This is a genomic window from Caulobacter sp. Root1472 (genome assembly GCF_001426985.1).
Taxonomy (GTDB): domain Bacteria; phylum Pseudomonadota; class Alphaproteobacteria; order Caulobacterales; family Caulobacteraceae; genus Caulobacter; species Caulobacter rhizosphaerae.
Genome location: NZ_LMFX01000017.1, coordinates 1 through 19,747, shown reverse-complemented (window position 1 = coordinate 19,747; position 19,747 = coordinate 1). Strand labels below are relative to the sequence as shown.

Genomic DNA, 19,747 nt, shown 5'->3' with positions numbered 1-19,747 from the left:
CCCAGCCTTTCCCAAGCCTTGCGGCGCCGGACGCCTTCATTTCATCAGGTGATGAAAAAAGGCTGGCGCAAACCGCAACTCTGGGTGACAGTGTTTTCCAATTCGCGAACGCATGAATTCGCGAAAGCCGGGAAATGCGTCCGTTCAACGGAGCTGTCCGGCACGGGACGGAACGCATAGGGGAAGGGGAAAACCCATGAAGACGATGCTCAAGCTCGCGCTGCTAGCCGGCGCGGCCTGGTCGGCGGCCGCGACGACCGCGATCGCCCAGGACGCCGCGCCCGCCGGCGCTGACGCCGCTTCCGGCCAAGTGGCGGTCGACGAACTGGTCGTCACCGCCCGTCGGCGGGAGGAAACCCTCAAGGACGTGCCGATCGCCGTCTCGGCCTTCAGCGCCGAGACCCTGGAGCGCCAGGCCGCCAACGACATCACCACCCTGTCGCAGACCACGCCGAATATCACCGTGCAGACCGCGCGGGGCTCGAACTCGACCCTGATCTCCTACATCCGCGGCATCGGCCAGCAGGACCCGCTTTGGGGCTACGAGCCCGGCGTCGGCCTCTATGTCGACGACGTCTACGTCTATCGTCCGCAGGGCGCGGTGCTGGACGTGTTCGACGTCTCGCGGATCGAGGTGCTGCGCGGTCCGCAGGGTACGCTGTATGGCCGCAACACCATCGGCGGGGCGATCAAGTACGTGACCAACCGCCTGGGCGACGAGGCCGGCGGCAAGATCCGCGGGACCTACGGCAGCTACAACCAGACCGACCTGCTGGTCGAGGGCCACGCCCCGGTGGGCGGTGGCCTGTCGGTGGGCGGCGCCTACGCCCTCTACAAGCGCGACGGCTACGGCAAGAACCTGACCACGGGCGCCGAGCACTATGACAAGGACGTCCAGGCCTATCGCCTGAGCGCCGAGTACAAGCCGAACGACGACCTGTTCTTCCGCCTGGCCTACGACAGGGTGGAGGACGACTCCAACCCCCGCCACGGTCACCGCGAACTGCCGGCCCTGGTCGGCGGCTACAAGGTGCTGGACGCCTACGACACCCAGGCGGGCCTGGGCGACAAGAACGCGGTCAAGACCGAGGGGCTGTCGCTGACCGGCGAATATCACGCCAGCGAGTTCCTGACCTTCAAGTCGATCACCGCCGGCCGCAAGGGCCACACCCAGACCCTGATCGACTTCGACGGCACGCCGCTGCCGACCCTGGACGTACCGGCCACCTATGACGACCGCTCGTTCTCGCAGGAACTGCAGGCGGTCTATTCGGACGACACCGTCCAGGGCGTGTTCGGCCTCTACTACATGAACAGCCAGGCCTCCGGTGAGTTCGACACCATCGCCGGCAATCTGGGCGTCTCGATCGCCGACGGCGGCAAGGTCAGCACCCAGAGCTTCGCGGCCTTCTTCGACGTCTCCGCCAACTTCACCGACCGCTTCAAGGTCTCGCTGGGCGCGCGGGCCACCCGAGACCACAAGCGCAGCAACACCTTCCGGTTCTTCTATCTCGGCGCCACGCGCTCGCCCTACCAGGGCGGGACGCCGCGGCCGATCCTGCAGGTGCGCACCAACTACAGCGCCGAGAAGACCTTCGAGGAGTTCACGCCGCGCCTGTCGGCGTCGTACGAGCTGACCGACGACCTGAACACCTACGTCTCCTATTCGAAGGGCTACAAGTCCGGCGGCTGGGACATGCGCGGCGACGCCTTCCTGACGCCCCAGACGGTCGAGGGCTACGATCCCGAGACGGTCAACGCCTACGAGGTGGGCCTGAAGGGGAACCTGTTCGACCGCCGAGTGTCGTTCGCCACGGCCGCGTTCCTGTCCAAGTACAAGGACCAGCAGGTCACCACCCAGGTGGTCGTGCCCTCGGGCATCGCCAGCTCGGTCGACAACGCCGGCGCCTCCACCCTGTACGGCGTCGAGTTCGAGGCCAACGCCCGGTTCAGCCAACACCTGTCGGGCACGGTGGCCGTGGGCTACATCCACGCCAAGTACGACACCTTCAGCCGCTTCGTGCCAGGCGGCGCGCCGAACCCGGTGAACCCGTCGCAGACCATTCCGGCGGGCGGCCAGGTCGTCAACGTGGCCGATCTCTACGGCTTCCAAAACACCCCGGAATGGACGGGCAACGCCAGCCTGACCTGGCGCGGGACCGTCGCCGGCGGAGAGCTGCAGGTCACCCCGATGGTTAGCTATCGCGACGACTACCAGCAGTTCGAGCAGCCCCTGCCGCTGCTGGACCAGAAGGCCTTCACCCTGGTGGACCTGACCGCCAGCTGGGCCCCGGAAGGCGGCCGCTACAAGATCTCGGTGGCCGGCAAGAACCTGACCGACGAGCGCTATCGCACCGGCGGCTACAACTTCGGCGTCGCGACCTACAACAACTCGGTGATCGGCTTCTACGGCCCGCCGCGCACCTATTCGGCCTCGATCGAGGTCAAGTTCTAGGCCTTTTCGACCTTCGCCCTGACCGGCGACGGCTTGTTGCAACAGGCCGTCGCCGTTTCCTTGTCCACCTTGACGATTCGCGGCGGGAACGATGAGCAACCTACAGATCCAGAAAGCCCAACCCGGCCCGCGCTACCGCTATGTCGTGCTGGCCATGCTGATCCTGGTCTACACGCTCAACTTCCTGGACCGGCAGATCCTCGGCATCCTGGCCAAGCCCATCAAGGAGGAGTTCGGCCTGACCGACGGCCAGTTCGGCCTGATGAGCGGTCTGGCCTTCGCCCTGCTGTATACGACCCTGGCCATTCCGATCGCCTGGCTGGCCGATCGCTTCAGCCGGGTGTGGATCATGACCGCCGCCCTGACCCTGTGGAGCGGCTTCACCGCCCTGTGCGGCTTCACCGGCGGGTTCTCGCAGCTGTTCCTGGCTCGGATGGGCGTGGGCGTCGGCGAGGCGGGCGGAGTGGCGCCGGCCTATTCGATGCTGGCCGACTATTTCCCCAAGTCCCAGCGAGCCCGCGCCCTGGCGGCCTATGCGTTCGGCATTCCGCTGGGCACGGCGGCCGGCGCCCTGGTGGGCGGCCTGCTGGCGGTGCATTTCGGCTGGCGAACCGCGTTCATCGCCGTGGGCGCGGTCGGGGTGCTGCTGGCCCCGGTCTTCCGGCTGGTGGTCCGCGATCCGCGCCGCGGCGGCGCCGACATGGCGCCGGGCGACACCACCACGGTCCAGGCGCCGGCCGCGCCGCTGGGCGAGGTCGTGCGGGTGCTGGCCGCCAAGCCCAGCTTCTGGCTGCTGTCATTCGGCGCGGCGTCGTCCTCGGTCTGCGGCTATGGCGTGGCCCTGTGGCTGCCGTCGTTCTTCATGCGCAGCCTGGGCCTGACCCTGCGCGAGACGGCCTGGTACTATTCCGGCATCGCCTTTTTCGGCGGCCTGTTGGGTATCTGGCTGGGCGGGGTGGTGGCCGACCGGCTGGGCGCGAAGTCCAAGGCCGGCTACCCGCTGACCCCGGCGGTGGCGTTCCTGATCTCGGTGCCCTGCTTCCTGCTGGCCATGAACAGCGGCTCGCTGGTCGGGGGGATGGGCGGCGGCGCGGCCCTGGCCCTGGCCTTCGCGATCTTCCTGATCCCCACGGGCCTGAACCTGGCCTGGCTCGGCCCCATCACCGCCGCCGTCCAGCACCTGGCCCCCGCACCGATGCGCACCACGGCCTCGGCCCTGTTCCTGCTGATCAACAACCTGCTGGGGATCGCGGTCGGCACCTATTATTTCGGCCTGGTCTCGGATCTGCTGAAGCCGGCGTTCGGCCAGGAATCCCTGCGCTGGTCGATCTATACCGGCATGGGCTTCTACCTGGTCGCGGCCCTGCTGTTCTTCCTGGCCTCGCGCCGTCTGGCCCGTGACTGGGTCGACTAGGCGGAACGCCAGGCAAGGAACCGGATGGGGCGATTGACCGCACCTGAAGAAGCGCCACTGTTCCGACACGTTCAGGTTACAAGAGCCGGCTGACGAACGCGGGACTGCGACCATGGGCGGCGACGACCGGCATATCTTCCACGACCCCACCGGCCGGCGGGACAGGAGGATGCGACTGATCCTGGGGATCACCCTGTCCGCCCTGGCCGCGATCGTGGCGGCGTTCCTGGCCACCCTGGCCTTCGCGCCGCGCCTGCCGGCCGTGACCCTGAAGGACCCGCACGTCCTGTCGTCGCTGCACAAGGAGACGGCGCACCGGCTGAAGCCGAACCTGGACTGGCGCAAGGTGCCGCGCCCCACGGCGACGCGCGGCGCCGGCGGGGCCGCGGTCCAGTCGCGGCCCATCAGCGTCGGCTTCTATGTCAGCTGGGACGAGGATTCCCGCGAGTCCCTGCGCCGCAATATCGACAAGCTGGACGTGGTCTCGCCGCAATGGGTGGCCTTGCGGGGGCCCGGCGGCGACATCGCCGTCGACGACGACCCGCAGGGCGTGGCCCGGATCGCGGCCGCGCCCAACCATCCGGCCGTGCTGCCCCTGGTCCACAACTCGGCCAACGCGGCCTTCAACGGGCCCCTGGCCGACGCCCTGCTGGCCAATCCGCAGGCCCGGGCCAAGCTGGTCGCCGGCCTGGCCGACCTGGCGGTCAAGCGCGGCTACGGCGGCTATGTCTTCGACCTGGAGAACCTGTCGCCCGCGGGCCTGGCCAACTATCCCAAGCTGCTGGCGGAGGCGCGCGCGGCCTTCAAGCCGCAGGGCCGCGAGGTGTGGGTCACTGCGCCGTTCGACGGCCAGGGCTGGCCGCTGAAGGCGCTGCAGGATGCGTCCGACACCCTGGTGCTGATGGCCTACGACCAGCACTACGGCGGCGGCGACCCGGGGCCCAACGCCGGCCAGGACTGGTACGAGGGCGAGCTGGCCAAGCGCTTCGCCAAGCTGGACCCGGCCCGCACGGTCATGGCCTTGGGGGCCTATGGCTACGACTGGACCCTGAACAAGGCGGGCAAGACCGTGGCCGGCTCGCCGGCCACCTTCCACGAGGCGATCCGCAACGCCCAGGACGCCGGCGCCAATATCGACATGGACGACGACGCCCTGAACCCGACCTACGACTATGTCGACGACAACGGCGACAGCCACGAGGTCTGGTTCCTGGACGCTGCCACCCTGTTCAACCAGGTCAAGGTCACCGACGGATGGAAGCCGCGGGGCTATGGCCTGTGGCGGATGGGCATGGAGGATCCGGGCGTCTGGAGCGTGCTGGGCAAGCCTTACGGCCAGGCCTCGGCCGCCGGCCTGACCCGGATCCCGGCCGGAACCAGCGTCGACTTCGATGGCGGCGGCGAGGTGCTGCGGGTGGCCAACCTGCCGACCCCGGGCAAGCGCAGCGTGACGTTCGATCCGGACACCGGCCTGATCTCGGACCAGACCTACGACGTCCTGCCCAGCTCGTACGTGATCGAGCGCTACGGCCAGAAGCCGGGCCTGGTGGCCCTGACCTTCGACGACGGTCCCGACGCGCGCTGGACGCCGAAGATCCTCGACATCCTCAAGGCGAAGAAGGCTCCGGCCACCTTCTTCGTGATCGGCGAGAACATGCAGACCCGGCCCGACCTGGTGAAGCGCGAGGTCGCCGAGGGCCACGAGGTGGGCGGCCACACCTGGACCCACCCCAATATCGGCGAGATTCCGATCGCCCAGACGGACGTCGAGCTGAACGCCACCCAGCGCCTGTTCGAGGTGATCACCGGCCGCTCCATGCGCCTGTTCAGGCCGCCGTTCTTCGGCGACGCCGAGCCGTCGACCCCGCATGAGGTGGCCCCGCTGGTGATCGCCCAGGAGCTGGGCTACCTGATCGTCGGCCTGCGGATCGACACGGACGACTGGCAGAAGCCCGCGCCGCAGACGATCATCGATCGCACCCTGGAGCGCCTGGACCATCCGGGCGACCGGCCGGGCCAGGTGGTGTTGCTGCACGACGCCGGCGGCAACCGCTCGCGCACCGTGGAGGCCTTGCCGGGCCTGATCGACGCCATCCGGGCGCGAGGCTATCGCCTGGTCACCGTCGGCGAGCTGGCCGGCCTGACCCCGGCCCAGGCCATGCCGGTCAGCGATCGCGATCCCGTGGCCCTGGCCCTGGACCGCGTGGGCTTTGGCCTGTTCCGCGGCCTGAAGTTCATGCTCAGCGCGCTGTTCATCACCGCCATCGCCCTGGGCCTGGCCCGGCTGGTGTTCCTGGCCGGCCTGGCCCTGGTCCATCGCTGGACGCACCAGAGCCCCGCCAACCTGGATCCGGAGTCTGGTCCGCTGGTCAGCGTGCTGATCCCCTGCTTCAACGAGGAGAAGGTGATCGCCGCCTCGGTGTCGCGGATCCTGGAGTCGGAGTGGAAGAACATCGAGGTCCTGGTCCTCGACGACGGCTCCAAGGACGGCACCGCCGAAGCGGTGCGCCGGGCCCACGGCGCCGACCCGCGCGTGACCCTGTTGAGCTTCGAGAACGGCGGCAAGGCGCGGGCGGTCAATCGCGGCCTGGCCGTGGCCAAGGGCGACTACGTGGTGGCGCTGGACGCCGACACCCTGTTCCCTCCGAAGACGATCGGCCGGTTGGTGCGCTGGTTCCAGGACCCGACGATCGGGGCGGTGGCCGGCAACGCCATCGTCGGCAACCGCCTGAACATCGTCACCCGCTGGCAGGCCCTGGAATATGTCACCGCCCAGAACCTGGAGCGCCGCGCTCTGGCCGCCCTGGGGGCGGTCACCGTGGTGCCGGGCGCCGTGGGCGCCTGGCGCAAGAGCGTGCTCGACGCCCTGGGCGGCTATCCGGCCGACACCCTGGCCGAGGACCAGGACCTGACCATCGCCTGCCAGCGCGCGGGCTGGAAGGTGGCCTTCGATCCCGCGGCCCAGGCCTTCACCGAGGCTCCCGACACGGTCGGCGGCCTGCTCAAGCAACGGTTCCGATGGTCGTTCGGCACCCTGCAATGCGTCTGGAAACACCGCGCGGCCCTGTTCAACCCGAAGAACCCGGCGCTCGGCTTCGTGGCCCTGCCGCAGATCTGGCTGTTCCAGATCCTGTTGGCCGTCGCCGCGCCGCTGGTCGACCTGGCGGTGGTCTGGAGCCTGGTCTCCGGCCTCTACGGCGCGCTGGCCCACCCGGTGGAGTGGTCGCCCGACGACACGATCCGGGGCCTGCTCTATTGGGGCGTGTTCATCCTGGTCGACCTGTCGGCGGGCGCCCTGGGCATGGCCCTGGAGAAGCGCGCGCCCTGGGCCGACCTGCCGTACCTGCCGGTCCAGCGCTTCGGCTACCGACAGCTGATGTACTATGTGGTGGTCAAGTCGGTGCTGACCGCAGCGCGGGGCGGACGCGTGGGCTGGGGCAAGCTCGAGCGGCGCGCCACCGCCACGCTTAAGTAATGAGCAGATGGTGGGCAACGGATGAGCAGGCGGGCCGCGTGGCGTCGGCGTGACAAGGCTGTCATTCGCCCTGGGCAGTGGTAGCGGTACCTTTTTTCGGCCGGTCGGGGGTTGGCCTGACCCCCTTGAAGCCCCGCGTTCGGTGAAAAAGTCCAATGGGTTCCGGGCTCGCGTGAGTCCGCCCCACTTTTTCGCCTGAGCGGAACAATCGGGCCCAGCGCGGTTGCGCCTGCGAAATCACGCTCCTATAACCCGGCCACAATTTTCAGAAGCCGTCGTCGAGACCGGTCCCTCATGAACATCCACGAACACCAAGCCAAAGCCGTCCTCGCAGAGTTCGGCGCTCCCGTTCCGCGCGGCTATCCCGCCTTTACCGTCGAGGAGGCCGTCGCCGCCGCTGAAAAGCTGGGCGGACCGGTGTTCGTCGTGAAGTCCCAGATCCACGCCGGCGGGCGCGGCAAGGGCAAGTTCGAGGGCCTGGGCCCCGACGCCAAGGGCGGCGTCCGCGTCGTCAAGTCGGTGGAAGACGTCAAGACCAACGCCGCCGAGATGCTCGGCCGCGTGCTGGTGACCCACCAGACCGGCCCCAAGGGCAAGCAGGTCAACCGCCTCTACATCGAAGAGGGCGCGGCGATCGCCAAGGAATTCTACCTGTCGCTGCTGGTCGACCGCGAGACCTCGATGGTCTCGGTGGTCGCCTCGACCGAAGGCGGCATGGACATCGAGGACGTGGCCCACGCCACCCCCGAGAAGATCCATAGCTTCTCGATCGACCCGGCGACCGGCGTGTGGCCCACCCACACCCGCGCCCTGGCCAAGGCCCTGGGCCTGACCGGCGGCCTGGCCAAGGAAGCCGCGACCCTCCTGGGTCAGCTCTATACGGCGTTCCTGGCCAAGGACATGGCCATGCTGGAGATCAACCCGTTGATCGTCACGGGAGACGAGCACCTGCGGGTCCTGGACGCCAAGCTGTCGTTCGACGGCAACTCGCTGTTCCGCCACCCGGACATCCGGGCCCTGCGCGACGAGAGCGAGGAAGACCCCAAGGAAATCGAAGCCAGCAAGTACGACCTGGCCTACATCGCCCTGGACGGCGAGATCGGCTGCATGGTCAACGGCGCCGGCCTGGCCATGGCCACCATGGACATCATCAAGCTGTACGGCGCCGAGCCGGCCAACTTCCTCGACGTCGGCGGCGGCGCCAGCAAGGAGAAGGTCACCGCGGCCTTCAAGATCATCACCGCCGACCCGGCCGTCAAAGGCATCCTGGTCAACATCTTCGGTGGCATCATGCGCTGCGACATCATCGCGGAAGGCGTCATCGCCGCCGTCAAGGAAGTCGGCCTGAAGGTTCCGCTCGTCGTCCGCCTGGAAGGCACCAACGTCGAGCTCGGCAAGAAAATCATTTCGGAAAGCGGCCTGAACGTCATCGCCGCCAACGACCTGTCGGACGGGGCCGAGAAGATCGTCGCCGCTGTCAAAGGGGCTGCGTAACTCTCATGTCCATCCTCATCGGTTCTGAAACCAAGGTCATCTGCCAGGGCATCACCGGCGCCCAGGGCACGTTCCACTCGGAACAGGCGATCGCCTACGGCACCAAGATGGTCGGCGGCGTGACCCCCGGCAAAGGCGGCCAGACCCATATCGGCCTGCCGGTGTTCGACACGGTCGGCGAAGCCAAGGAAGCCACCGGCGCCGACGCCTCGGTGATCTATGTCCCGCCGCCCTTCGCGGCCGACTCGATCCTGGAGGCCATCGACGCGGAAATCCCGCTGATCGTCTGCATCACCGAAGGCATCCCGGTGCTGGACATGGTGCGCGTGAAGAAGGCCCTGCAAGGCAGCAAGTCGCGCCTGATCGGCCCGAACTGCCCCGGCGTCCTGACCCCGAACCAGTGCAAGATCGGCATCATGCCGGGTTCGATCTTCTCGAACGGCTCGGTTGGCGTCGTCTCGCGCTCAGGCACCCTGACCTATGAAGCCGTGTTTCAGACCACTAACGCCGGCCTGGGCCAGACCACGGCCGTCGGCATCGGCGGCGACCCGGTCAAGGGCACCGAGTTCATCGATATCCTGGAGCTCTTCCTGGCCGACGAAGCCACCAAGTCGATCGTCATGATCGGCGAAATCGGCGGCTCGGCCGAGGAAGAGGCCGCCCAGTTCCTGGCCGACGAGGCCAAGCGCGGCCGCAAGAAGCCCATGGTCGGCTTCATCGCCGGCCGCACGGCCCCTCCCGGCCGTCACATGGGCCACGCCGGCGCGATCATCTCGGGCGGCAAGGGCGGCGCGGAAGACAAGATCGCCGCGATGGAAGCCGCGGGCATCCGTGTTTCGCCGTCGCCGGCCAAGCTGGGTGAAACCCTGCTCGAGGTGCTCAAGGGCTAACTAGACACCGAAACCCCGCCCCGCGCGGGGCCCAGGTTTTTTGCGACCGCCAGTCGACGATCCGAAAAAATCACCTGGGCCCCGTTCGTTCTACGGGCGTCCGGTGATTGAGAGACTATATTTACGCAACGCCGGTAGCGGTGGCGTAAAAGGATCGTAAGGCAAAGACGATGGCGGACGACGCAGGCATCATCAATCAGGTCTTGACCGAGACCTCGTTCCTCTACGGGGCCAACGCGGCCTTCGTGGAAGATCTCTACGCCCGGTGGGCGGAGAATCCCGGATCGGTCGAGCCCTCTTGGGGCGCCTTCTTCGCCACGCTCTCGGACCAGGCCGACCAGGTCAAGGCGGCGGCCAAGGACCCGGCGTGGACGCCGCGCCAGGCGCCGGCCGTTCGCCCCGAGTGGCTGTCGGCCATCGACGGTCAGTGGCCGACCGTGGCTCCCGCCGTCGAAGCCAAGATGACCAAGGCCATCGAGGCCAAGGCCCCCGGGACCTCGGCCGAGGCCGTCCGCGCCGCCACGCTGGACAGCCTGCGCGCCATCATGATGATCCGGGCTTACCGGATGCGCGGCCACCTGGCCGCCAACCTCGACCCGCTGGGCCTTGAGCCCAAGCAACCGGCCCCCGAACTGGATCCGGCCACCTACGGCTTCTCCGAGGCCGACTACGACCGCCCGATCTTCCTGGACTTCGTGCTCGGCATGGAGACCTCGACGATCCGCGAGATCCTGTCGATCCTGCGCCGCACCTACTGCGACAATGTCGGCGTGCAGTACATGCACATCTCGGACCCGAACGAGAAGGCCTGGCTGCAGGAGCGTATCGAGGGCCGCGACAAGGAGATCGTGTTCTCCAAGGAGGGCAAGGTCGCCATCCTCAAGAAGCTGATCGAGGCCGAGGGCTTCGAGCGCTTCCTGCACAAGCGCTTCCCCGGCACCAAGCGCTTCGGCCTGGACGGCGGCGAGGCCACGGTTCCGGCGCTGGAGCAGATCATCAAGCGCGGCGGCGCGCTGGGCGTGAAGGAAATCGTCATCGGCATGCCGCACCGCGGCCGCCTGAACACGTTGGCCGCCGTGATGGGCAAGCCGTATCACGTGATCTTCCACGAGTTCCAGGGCGGCTCGTCGGTGCCCTCGGACATCGAGGGTTCGGGCGACGTGAAGTACCACATGGGCGCCTCGTCGGACCGCGAGTTCGACGACAACAAGGTCCACCTGTCGCTGACCGCCAACCCCTCGCACCTGGAAATCGTCAATCCGGTGGTGATCGGCAAGGCCCGCGCCAAGCAGGCCTTCACCCTGCGCGAACAGCCCGACGCCGGCCGCGGCCACGTGCTGCCGCTGCTGCTGCACGGCGACGCGGCCTTCGCGGGCCAGGGCGTGGTGGCCGAGTGCTTCACCCTGTCGGGCCTGAAGGGCTACCGCACGGGCGGCACCATCCACTTCATCGTCAACAACCAGATCGGCTTCACGACCAGCCCGCGCTATTCGCGCAGCTCGCCCTATCCGTCAGACGTGGCGCTGATGGTCGAGGCGCCGATCTTCCACGTCAACGGCGACGATCCCGAGGCCGTGGTCTTCGCGGCCAAGGTCGCCACCGAATATCGCCAGATGTTCGGCAAGGACGTGGTCATCGACATGTTCTGCTATCGCCGGTTCGGTCACAACGAAGGTGACGATCCGACGATGACCTCGCCCTTGATGTACGCCAAGATCAAGGACCACATCTCGACCCGTGAGCTCTACAGCCAGCGCCTGGTCGGCGAGGGCGTGATCACCCAGGCCGAGTCCGACGCCTGGGTCGGCGAGTTCGAGACCTTCCTCGACAAGGAATTCGACGCCGGCAAGAGCTACAAGGCCAACAAGGCCGACTGGCTGGACGGCAAGTGGAAGGGCTTGGCCCTGCCCGGCGACGAAGAGCGCAAGGGCAAGACCGACGTGGCCAGGACCAAGCTCCTGGAGCTGGGCCGCCAGATCACCACGATCCCCGACCGCATCAACGCCCACAAGACCGTCAAGCGGGTCATCGAGAACCGTCGCGAGGCGATCGAGAAGGGCGAGAACATCGACTGGGGCACGGCCGAGCACCTGGCCTTCGCCACCCTGCTCGACGAGGGCTTCCCCGTCCGCCTGTCCGGCCAGGACAGCGTGCGCGGCACCTTCACCCAACGCCATTCGGACATCATCGACCAGACGACCGAAGAGCACTACACGCCGCTGAACAACCTCCGCCCGGGCCAGGCCCACTACGAGGTCATCGACTCGGCCCTGTCGGAAGAGGCGGTGCTGGGCTTCGAGTACGGCTTCTCGCTGGCCGATCCCAACACCATGACCCTGTGGGAAGGCCAGTTCGGCGACTTCGTGAACGGCGCCCAGGTGGTGATCGACCAGTTCATCAGCTCGGGCGAGCGCAAGTGGCTGCGGATGAGCGGCCTGACCATGCTGCTTCCGCACGGCTACGAAGGCCAGGGCCCCGAGCACAGCTCGGCGCGCCTGGAGCGCTTCCTGCAGTCGTGCGCCGAAGACAACATGCAGGTGGTCAATTGCACCACCCCGGCCAACTACTTCCACGCCCTGCGTCGCCAGATGCACCGCGAGTTCCGCAAGCCCTTGATCGTCATGACGCCCAAGAGCCTGCTGCGCCACAAGAAGGCGGTCTCGAACCTGTCGGACATGGCCGAGGGCTCCAGCTTCCACCGCGTGATGATCGACGGGGCGGAAGCCGGCTGCGACGTCGGCGGGATCACCCTGAAGAGCGACGACAAGATCACTCGCGTCATCGCCTGCTCGGGCAAGGTCTATTTCGACCTGATCGACGCCCGGGCCAAGGCTGGCCGCGACGACGTCTACATCGTGCGCCTGGAGCAGTTCTATCCGTGGCCGCTGAAGTCGGTGCTCGCCGTGCTCGGAAGGTTCAAGAACGCCGAGCTGGTCTGGTGCCAGGAAGAACCCAAGAACATGGGCGGCTGGACCTTCGTCGATCCGTGGCTGGAGCTGAGCCTGGCCAAGCTGGACGTCAAGGCCAAGCGCGCCCGCTATGTCGGCCGTCCGGCCTCGGCCTCCACGGCCGCCGGCATGATGAGCCGCCACCTGAAAGAACTCGAGACCTTCCTGAACGAAGCCTTCGCCTGATCGCTTCCTTCAGAGTCTGAACCGAAACCGCCCGGACCAAACAAGAGACATCGGAACCCCACATGGCCGACATCATGACCCCCGCCCTCGGCGAATCCGTCACCGAAGCGACGGTGGCCCGCTGGACCAAGAAGGCCGGGGAGGCGGTGAAGAAGGACGAACTGCTCGTCGAGCTGGAAACCGACAAGGTCAGCCTCGAAGTCGTGGCTCCGGCCGACGGCGTCCTGGCCTCGATCAGCGCCGAGGAAGGCGCCACCGTGGTTCCAGGCACGGTCCTGGGCGTGGTGACCGAAGGCGGCGCCGCGACCGCCGCTCCGGCCGCCCCGAAAGCCGCCGAGCCCGCCAAGGCCGCTCCGGCGCCGGCTCCGACCCCCGCGCCCGCCCCGGTCGCCGCGGCTCCCGCTCCCGCTCCGGCCGCCGCCGCCCCGGTTAGCCCGGCCCCGGCCCGCGTCGCCGCCGAGAACAACCTGGACCTGTCGAAGGTGGCCGGCACCGGCAAGGACGGCCGGGTGACCAAGGGCGACGCCCTGGCCGCCCTGGAAGCTCGCGCCAACGCTCCGGCTCCGGTCGCCGCCCCGGCCGCGCCGCGCCCGATCCACGAGCGCGAAGAGCGCGTGAAGATGACGCGTCTGCGCCAGACGATCGCCCGCCGCCTGAAGGAAGCCCAGAACAACGCCGCCATGCTGACGACCTTCAACGAGGTCGACATGACGGCGGTCATGGCCCTGCGCAATGCGTACAAGGACGTGTTCGAAAAGAAGCACGGCGTGAAGCTGGGCTTCATGTCGTTCTTCACCAAGGCGGTCGTCGCCGCCCTGAAGGCCGTGCCGGACGTCAACGCCGAGATCGACGGCCAGGACATCGTCTACAAGAACCACTACGACATTGGCGTGGCCGTCGGCACCGACAAAGGCCTGGTGGTTCCGGTGGTCCGCGACGCCGACGTGCTGAGCCTGGCCGAGATCGAGAAGGCCATCGGCGGCCTGGGCAAGAAGGCCCGTGACGGCCAGCTGGCCATCGAGGACATGCAGGGCGGCACCTTCACCATCACCAACGGCGGCATCTACGGCTCGCTGATGTCGACCCCGATCCTCAACGCGCCGCAGTCGGGCATCCTGGGCATGCACGCGATCAAGGAGCGGGCCATGGTGGTCGGCGGCAAGATCGAGATCCGCCCGATGATGTACCTGGCGCTGAGCTATGACCACCGCGTGGTCGACGGCCAGGGCGCGGTGACCTTCCTCGTGAAGGTCAAGGAAGCCCTGGAAGACCCGCAGCGCCTGCTGCTGGAGCTGTAGTCGCTTCGCGATCGACGAATACGGGAAGGGGGCCGCACGAGCGGCCCCTTTTTCATTGTCGGCGGCGGCATTGAACGATGGTCGTTCATGTTGTATCTATGTCGTGTAGATACAGAGGTCGTGATGACCAAGCTCGACATACAACTGCCCCGCGCCAAGCTCTTCACCCATGGCGGTAGCCAAGCCGTCCGCCTGCCCAAGGCCTTTCGGTTCGAGGGCACGGAGGTGACGATCCGCAGCGAGGGGGATCGTGTCATTCTCGAGCCCGTGCGTCGGCGCCCAAAGCCGACACCGGAAGATATGGCGGCCTTCTGGGCGCGGTTGGACGGATTGACGGACGAGCCGTTTCCCGAACGCGAGCCGCAATCGCCCCTGCGCGACGTTGATCTCGACGAATGAGTCTGTCGTTCGACACTTGCGTGCTCATCGACATCCTGCGTGGCCGTCGCCCCGAGTTCCGCGAACAGCTGCGCTTGCTGCTGGTGGACGAAACGCCGTTGCACCTCTGCACCTTCGCCTTTCACGAGCTCATGTACGGCGTAGAAATCAGCGCGCGGCCGAACTTTCAGCGCGAACGCGCGCTTGAAGTCTGTGGGTTCTTCAAGATGGCGGACTGGACGATCGACGACGCCTGGGCGACGGCGCGCCTGCGGACCGAGCTGAGAGGACGAGGCCAGCCGATCGGCGCCATCGACGCCTTGGTCGCCGGTCAGGCCTTGGCGCGGGGCTGGACACTGGTCACGTCCAATGTGCGCGAGTTCGCGCGGGTTGAGGGTCTGGACATCCAGGACTGGAGCCGGCCATGACCGCCACCCGCGACCGCCTGTTCCTCCTGCGCCCCGACTGGATCGACCAGGACCGCCCCTGGTTCTGCGTGGCCTGCGCGGCCGTGGAGGGATTCCTCGGCTACTATCCTAAAGTCCGCGACGCTCTCGACATCGTCTACCTGCCCTACGAACGGCCGCGCCACCCCATGGTCGGCCTGCTGGGCGAGGCGCATCAGAACCTGCCGACCCTGGTTCTGGCCGAGCCGTTCGAGCATCCCGACCTGCGCGAGGATGACCTTCAGCGGGCCGGCGACCTGTGGTTCGCCACCAACGAGGGGCCGATCACCCGCGTGCTGGCCGCCCGTTACGGGGTCTCGCCGCCGCACCCTTGAGGTCGCGTCATTTCTCGACCAGGCTTCGCCGACGGAGGCGCCCATGAGCCTGAAGGAAATCGCCCGCTTCGCCGATCTGGCCGAGGCTCAGATCGCCGCCTCGCGCCTGAGGGCCGAGGGCGTCCAGGTCCTGGTCCAGAATGAATACTGGGGCGGCGCCGATTTCATCATGACGATCGCCATGGGCGGCTTCCGCCTCTGGGCGCCTGAGGGGCAGGCGGCGGAGGCCAGGGCCCTGATCGGCGCGCTGCGCGCCGCCGCCCCGCCACCTCTGGAGGCCGAGGACGGCGAGCGGGAAGAGCCGGTCGTCGCGCGCGCCCAGCCGGCGCCCGCGGCTGGCCTGGCGGGGACGGGATTGGCCTTGCTGTTGACTCTGTTCTTCGGCTGGGCGGCCGGCTTCCTGGTCGTCGGCCGCCGTCGCAGCGCCGCCGTGACCGGCGTCATGATGCTGCTGGTCGTGGTCAGCGGCCTCAGCCTGCTGAGCCTGATCTGGTCGTGGCTGACCTATGCCGGGATCGGCGCGACGCCGGCCCTGCCCTGATCGACCCTGGGCGCGAGGCGACCGAAGCGGGCAAAACCCCACGAACTGGGCCTTTAACCCACCTGTTGGGTTGATCCCTGAGGCAGAGACGCTAGGAGTAGCCGCGCGCCCAGTCACCCTCCCGAGCCACCCTTGGGAAACCGGGGGACAGGCCCCATTTTCTGTCCGGCGCCGAACGCGGCGCGTCTCAAGGCGAAGATCCATGGCTGAATACGACGTCGTCATCATCGGGGGCGGCCCCGGCGGCTACAATGGCGCGATCCGCGCCGGGCAGCTGGGTCTGAAGACCGCCATCGTCGAAGGACGCGGCAAGCTGGGCGGCACCTGCCTGAACGTCGGCTGCATGCCGTCCAAGGCCCTGCTGCACGCCTCGGAGATGTTCGAAGCCGCCAGCGGCGGCGAGTTCGCCAAGCTGGGCATCGAGGTCAAGCCGAAGCTGAACCTGGTGCAGATGATGGCCCAGAAGGCCGAGAGCGTCGAAGCCCTGACCAAGGGCGTCGAGTTCCTGATGAAGAAGAACAAGGTCGACTACATCAAGGGCTGGGGCCGCATCGACGGGCCCGGCAAGGTGGTCGTGAAGGCCGAGGACGGCAGCGAGACCGTGCTCGAGACCAAGAACATCGTCATCGCCACGGGCTCGGAGCCCACCCCGCTGCCCGGCGTGACCATCGACAACAAGCGCATCGTCGACTCGACCGGCGCGCTCAGCCTGCCCGAGGCCCCCAAGAGCCTGATCGTGGTCGGGGCCGGCGTCATCGGCCTGGAGCTGGGCTCGGTCTGGAAGCGCCTGGGCGCCGAGGTGACCGTGGTCGAGTTCCTGGACCGCATCCTGCCGGGCACCGACACCGAGGTGGCCAACGCCTTCCAGAAGATCCTCACCAAGCAAGGCTTCAAGTTCAAGCTGGCCTCCAAGGTCACCGGCGCGACCGCCACCGACAAGCAGGTGCAACTGACGCTCGAGCCCGTGGCCGGCGGCGACGCCGAGACCCTGCAGGCCGACTACGTGCTGGTGGCCATCGGCCGTCGCCCGTTCACCCAAGGCCTGGGCCTGGAGACGGTCGGCATCGTCCCGGACAAGCGCGGCGTGATCGCCAACGACCACTACAAGACCACCGCCCCGGGCGTGTGGGTGATCGGCGACGTGACCAGCGGCCCGATGCTGGCCCACAAGGCCGAGGACGAGGCCGTGGCCTGCATGGAGCTGATCGCGGGCAAGGCCGGCCACGTGAACTACGACATCATCCCGGGCGTGATCTACACCAAGCCGGAAGTCGCCACGGTCGGCAAGACCGAGGAGGACCTGAAGGCCGCGGGCGTCGCCTACAAGGTCGGCAAGTTCCCGTTCCTGGCCAACAGCCGCGCCAAGATCAACCACGAGACCGACGGCTTCGTGAAGGTGCTGGCCGACGCCAAGACCGACCGGATCCTCGGCGCCCACGCCGTGGGTCCCAATGTCGGCGACATGATCGCCGAGATCTGCGTGGCCATGGAGTTCGGCGGCGCCTCGGAAGACGTGGCCCGCACCTGCCACCCGCACCCGACCCGCTCGGAAGCCTTCCGCCAGGCAGCGATGGGCGTCGAAGGCTGGACGATGCAGGCCTAGGGCTTCGAGGATGGGGCCGACCATGATCTTGCTTCTCGGAGCAATGACGCTGGTCGGTCCCGATCGGCCCGGCGCGCTGTTGGGAACCGCCTCCGCGGAGACCTATTCGGCCTGGCTCGCGAAGACCGCCATCGAAACCGAAGACATGGCGAACGGCGCCGGTTCAGAGGTTTGCGCCAGCGCGGCGGCGAAATCTCTTGGTTGGCGAGCTACCGAAGACCCCTATCTCGCGCCGATAGTGGCCCGCTATGGAACCGCCAGCATCATTGAAAAGGTGCGGGTTACGGGGTGTGGGCGCGATCACGTCCAAACCCTGGTTGTCTATCGGAGCGAAGGCAGTCGGTTCGCCGTCGTCCGTCTGGCGCAGGGGGAATCCATCGCACCGATCCGGCCGACATGGGACGCGACCCATGTGGTGGCGGAACAAGCCTGGTCCGTTGCGGATCGATACGGTTGCTCGACTGAGGACAGTCTTCGGATGGGTGAGACACATCTTCTGTCGCCGGTGCGCGACGGCGAATGGACCGAGCTTTGGCCGCTGACGGTTTGCGGCGCACCGCAAGCTTTCGCCGTGACATTCAAGATGAAATCCCCCGACAATGTCGAATTCCGAGTCGAACGCCGACAATGAACGATTGGTCGAGGGCGCGGTGACGCGGCCCCAGGATGTCCAAGAGTTAATGCGCGCGTTCGAGCCATCGGACGTAGAATGGCGGGGTCTCGGAAACGGAGCCCGGCCATGCTTTTATCCGCCCTGCTGTTGGCCGCCGCCGTCCACGCCGCGCCGCCGCCCTCGTTGAAGGCGAGTCTGGCGCGGGGCGGACAGGTCACGGTCCATGGCTCGAAGGAAGAGGTTCTCCAGGCGATCAAGACCGAGGAGGCCTGCCGGACATCGGGCCTGCAACTGGCCGAGTCCGCGCCGGCCGCGAACCCGAAGGTCCAGCGTCTGGGCGACCTGCCGCCGGCCAATCACACCCTGACCGTGCTGCGCAGCGTCGACGGCTGCCCGGTGTCGTCGACCATCCGCTTCAACGTGGATCGGCCGGCCGGGCGGCGTTAGGTCCGCTCCCCTCTCACCGGGCCTTGTGCCCGGGACCCCTCTCTCCGCCACAGGCGTGGCGCGCCATTTTGCTTCACCGTCGGCTGAACCAGGGTTCCCGGGCACAAGGCCCGGGATGACGGTGGAAGGAGCGGAGACGGAGCTACTCATGACCACGCAAAAGCCCCGCCGGGGGCAAATCCGGCGGGGCCTACGCTCGCTAGGTCCTCGAGGGGAGGAGACGCTCTCCGAAACGCGAGGGCGCTACGCTACTAAAACCTAGAACTCTTCCCAGTCGTCGCTGCTCGGCTGGGCCGAGCCGGCGAAGGCGGCGAGCTTGGCTTGCGCCGCGGCGACGGGGTTTGCGCCGGGGCGGTTGGCGGCGGTCGCCGGGGCGACGGCGGGCCGCGGGGCCGGACGCGTCACCTGGGTCGGCGGCGCGGCGCGGCGGGTGCTGGAGCGCACCGCGGCGCTGGCGCCGCTCACCTGGAAGCGCCCGATCATCTGCATCAGGCCGTTGGCCTCGCCCTTCAGCGCATGGCTGGCGGCGGTGGACTGCTCGACCATGGCGGCGTTCTGCTGCACCGTCTGGTCCATCTGGTTGACGGCGGCGTTGACCTGGTTGAGGCCGGTGGCCTGTTNTGGCTGGCGGCGGTGGACTGCTCGACCATGGCGGCGTTCTGCTGCACCGTCTGGTCCATCTGGTTGACGGCGGCGTTGACCTGGTTGAGGCCGGTGGCCTGTTCCGAGCCGGAGGCGGCGATCTCGCTGACCAGGCCGTCGATCTCGCTGACCTTGCCGACGATGGCCTGCAGGGCCTCGCCCGTCTGGCCGACCATCGACACGCCCTGGCTGACCTGCTGCGACGAGGTCGAGATCAGGGTCTTGATCTCCTTGGCGGCGTCGGCCGAGCGCTGGGCCANTCGCCCGTCTGGCCGACCATCGACACGCCCTGGCTGACCTGCTGCGACGAGGTCGAGATCAGGGTCTTGATCTCCTTGGCGGCGTCGGCCGAGCGCTGGGCCAGGGCCCGCACTTCCTGCGCAACGACGGCGAAGCCGCGGCCAGCGTCCCCGGCCCGGGCGGCCTCGACTCCGGCGTTCAAGGCCAGCAGGTTGGTCTGGAAGGCGATCTCGTCGATGACGCCGATGATCTGGCTGATCGACTGCGACGACTTCTCGATCTGGTTCATGGCGTCGACGGCGCCGCGCACCACCACGGCCGAGCGCTCGGCGTCCGAACGGG

The 19,747-nt window shown here is 67.8% G+C and carries 14 protein-coding genes and 2 pseudogenes; 14 read left to right on the top strand and 2 right to left on the bottom strand.

Going from position 1 to position 19,747, the window contains the following annotated elements; translation table 11 throughout:
• Positions 1-196: 196 nt before the first annotated feature.
• The 14 genes from ASD47_RS13085 to ASD47_RS13020 all read left to right on the top strand — a co-directional run bounded on the left by ASD47_RS13085 (position 197) and on the right by ASD47_RS13020 (position 18,523).
• Complete coding sequence (locus ASD47_RS13085; protein ID WP_056757019.1) at positions 197-2,455, top strand: TonB-dependent receptor; 2,259 nt, start codon at positions 197-199, stop codon at positions 2,453-2,455.
• A 91-nt stretch (positions 2,456-2,546) separates the two neighbouring features.
• Positions 2,547-3,869: an MFS transporter gene (locus tag ASD47_RS13080; RefSeq protein WP_056757016.1), complete on the top strand. Its 1,323-nt coding sequence runs from the start codon at positions 2,547-2,549 to the stop codon at positions 3,867-3,869.
• Positions 3,870-4,038: 169 nt separating this feature from the next.
• Positions 4,039-7,344, top strand: coding sequence for a glycosyltransferase (locus ASD47_RS13075; protein ID WP_235525870.1), 3,306 nt, complete (start codon positions 4,039-4,041; stop codon positions 7,342-7,344).
• Between the two features lie 294 nt (positions 7,345-7,638).
• The gene (gene sucC / locus ASD47_RS13070; protein WP_056757011.1) at positions 7,639-8,838 is read left to right on the top strand and encodes an ADP-forming succinate--CoA ligase subunit beta; all 1,200 of its coding nucleotides are present in this window, start codon (positions 7,639-7,641) and stop codon (positions 8,836-8,838) included.
• A gap of 5 nt (positions 8,839-8,843) precedes the next feature.
• A complete protein-coding gene (gene sucD, locus ASD47_RS13065; protein ID WP_028038794.1) occupies positions 8,844-9,728 on the top strand; it encodes a succinate--CoA ligase subunit alpha in 885 nt (294 codons plus the stop codon).
• 170 nt (positions 9,729-9,898) lie between these two features.
• Complete coding sequence (locus ASD47_RS13060) at positions 9,899-12,862, top strand: 2-oxoglutarate dehydrogenase E1 component (protein WP_056757008.1); 2,964 nt, start codon at positions 9,899-9,901, stop codon at positions 12,860-12,862.
• Between the two features lie 62 nt (positions 12,863-12,924).
• Complete coding sequence (odhB, locus tag ASD47_RS13055) at positions 12,925-14,160, top strand: 2-oxoglutarate dehydrogenase complex dihydrolipoyllysine-residue succinyltransferase (RefSeq protein WP_056757005.1); 1,236 nt, start codon at positions 12,925-12,927, stop codon at positions 14,158-14,160.
• 123 nt (positions 14,161-14,283) lie between these two features.
• Positions 14,284-14,559 (top strand): antitoxin, encoded by a 276-nt coding sequence (locus ASD47_RS13050; RefSeq protein WP_056757192.1) that lies wholly within the window; start codon positions 14,284-14,286, stop codon positions 14,557-14,559.
• 20 nt (positions 14,560-14,579) lie between these two features.
• A complete protein-coding gene (locus ASD47_RS13045) occupies positions 14,580-14,966 on the top strand; it encodes a type II toxin-antitoxin system VapC family toxin (RefSeq protein WP_162251641.1) in 387 nt (128 codons plus the stop codon).
• Positions 14,963-15,319, top strand: a complete 357-nt coding sequence (locus tag ASD47_RS13040) for a DUF3088 family protein (protein ID WP_056757001.1) — start codon at positions 14,963-14,965, stop codon at positions 15,317-15,319. The genes ASD47_RS13045 and ASD47_RS13040 overlap by 4 nt, the downstream gene beginning before the upstream one ends.
• A 43-nt stretch (positions 15,320-15,362) precedes the next feature.
• Positions 15,363-15,860, top strand: coding sequence for a putative signal transducing protein (locus ASD47_RS13035; protein WP_056756998.1), 498 nt, complete (start codon positions 15,363-15,365; stop codon positions 15,858-15,860).
• A 202-nt stretch (positions 15,861-16,062) separates the two neighbouring features.
• Entirely contained in the window at positions 16,063-17,463 is a 1,401-nt protein-coding gene (gene lpdA, locus ASD47_RS13030; RefSeq protein WP_056756995.1) for a dihydrolipoyl dehydrogenase, read from the top strand.
• A 22-nt stretch (positions 17,464-17,485) separates the two neighbouring features.
• Positions 17,486-18,094: a hypothetical protein gene (locus ASD47_RS13025; RefSeq protein ID WP_156402235.1), complete on the top strand. Its 609-nt coding sequence runs from the start codon at positions 17,486-17,488 to the stop codon at positions 18,092-18,094.
• A gap of 108 nt (positions 18,095-18,202) precedes the next feature.
• Positions 18,203-18,523, top strand: a complete 321-nt coding sequence (locus tag ASD47_RS13020; RefSeq protein ID WP_056756990.1) for a hypothetical protein — start codon at positions 18,203-18,205, stop codon at positions 18,521-18,523.
• Positions 18,524-19,144: 621 nt separating this feature from the next.
• On the opposite strand, the pseudogene ASD47_RS13010 reads toward ASD47_RS13020, so the two are convergent.
• Positions 19,145-19,424 (bottom strand): annotated as a pseudogene (locus ASD47_RS13010) (methyl-accepting chemotaxis protein); the annotation flags it as partial.
• A gap of 1 nt (position 19,425) precedes the next feature.
• Positions 19,426-19,747: pseudogene (locus ASD47_RS13005) on the bottom strand (methyl-accepting chemotaxis protein); the annotation flags it as partial.

What these genes read in the sequence shown, in the direction of transcription:
- ASD47_RS13020 (WP_056756990.1), top strand. Translation starts at nt 18,203, where the DNA reads ATGCTTTTATCCGCCCTGCTGTTGGCCGCCGCCGTCCACGCCGCGCCG.
- lpdA (WP_056756995.1), top strand. Translation starts at nt 16,063, where the DNA reads ATGGCTGAATACGACGTCGTCATCATCGGGGGCGGCCCCGGCGGCTAC.
- ASD47_RS13035 (WP_056756998.1), top strand. Translation starts at nt 15,363, where the DNA reads ATGAGCCTGAAGGAAATCGCCCGCTTCGCCGATCTGGCCGAGGCTCAG.
- sucC (WP_056757011.1), top strand. Translation starts at nt 7,639, where the DNA reads ATGAACATCCACGAACACCAAGCCAAAGCCGTCCTCGCAGAGTTCGGC.
- ASD47_RS13075 (WP_235525870.1), top strand. Translation starts at nt 4,039, where the DNA reads ATGCGACTGATCCTGGGGATCACCCTGTCCGCCCTGGCCGCGATCGTG.
- ASD47_RS13060 (WP_056757008.1), top strand. Translation starts at nt 9,899, where the DNA reads ATGGCGGACGACGCAGGCATCATCAATCAGGTCTTGACCGAGACCTCG.
- ASD47_RS13025 (WP_156402235.1), top strand. Translation starts at nt 17,486, where the DNA reads ATGATCTTGCTTCTCGGAGCAATGACGCTGGTCGGTCCCGATCGGCCC.
- odhB (WP_056757005.1), top strand. Translation starts at nt 12,925, where the DNA reads ATGGCCGACATCATGACCCCCGCCCTCGGCGAATCCGTCACCGAAGCG.
- ASD47_RS13040 (WP_056757001.1), top strand. Translation starts at nt 14,963, where the DNA reads ATGACCGCCACCCGCGACCGCCTGTTCCTCCTGCGCCCCGACTGGATC.
- ASD47_RS13085 (WP_056757019.1), top strand. Translation starts at nt 197, where the DNA reads ATGAAGACGATGCTCAAGCTCGCGCTGCTAGCCGGCGCGGCCTGGTCG.
- ASD47_RS13080 (WP_056757016.1), top strand. Translation starts at nt 2,547, where the DNA reads ATGAGCAACCTACAGATCCAGAAAGCCCAACCCGGCCCGCGCTACCGC.
- sucD (WP_028038794.1), top strand. Translation starts at nt 8,844, where the DNA reads ATGTCCATCCTCATCGGTTCTGAAACCAAGGTCATCTGCCAGGGCATC.
- ASD47_RS13050 (WP_056757192.1), top strand. Translation starts at nt 14,284, where the DNA reads ATGACCAAGCTCGACATACAACTGCCCCGCGCCAAGCTCTTCACCCAT.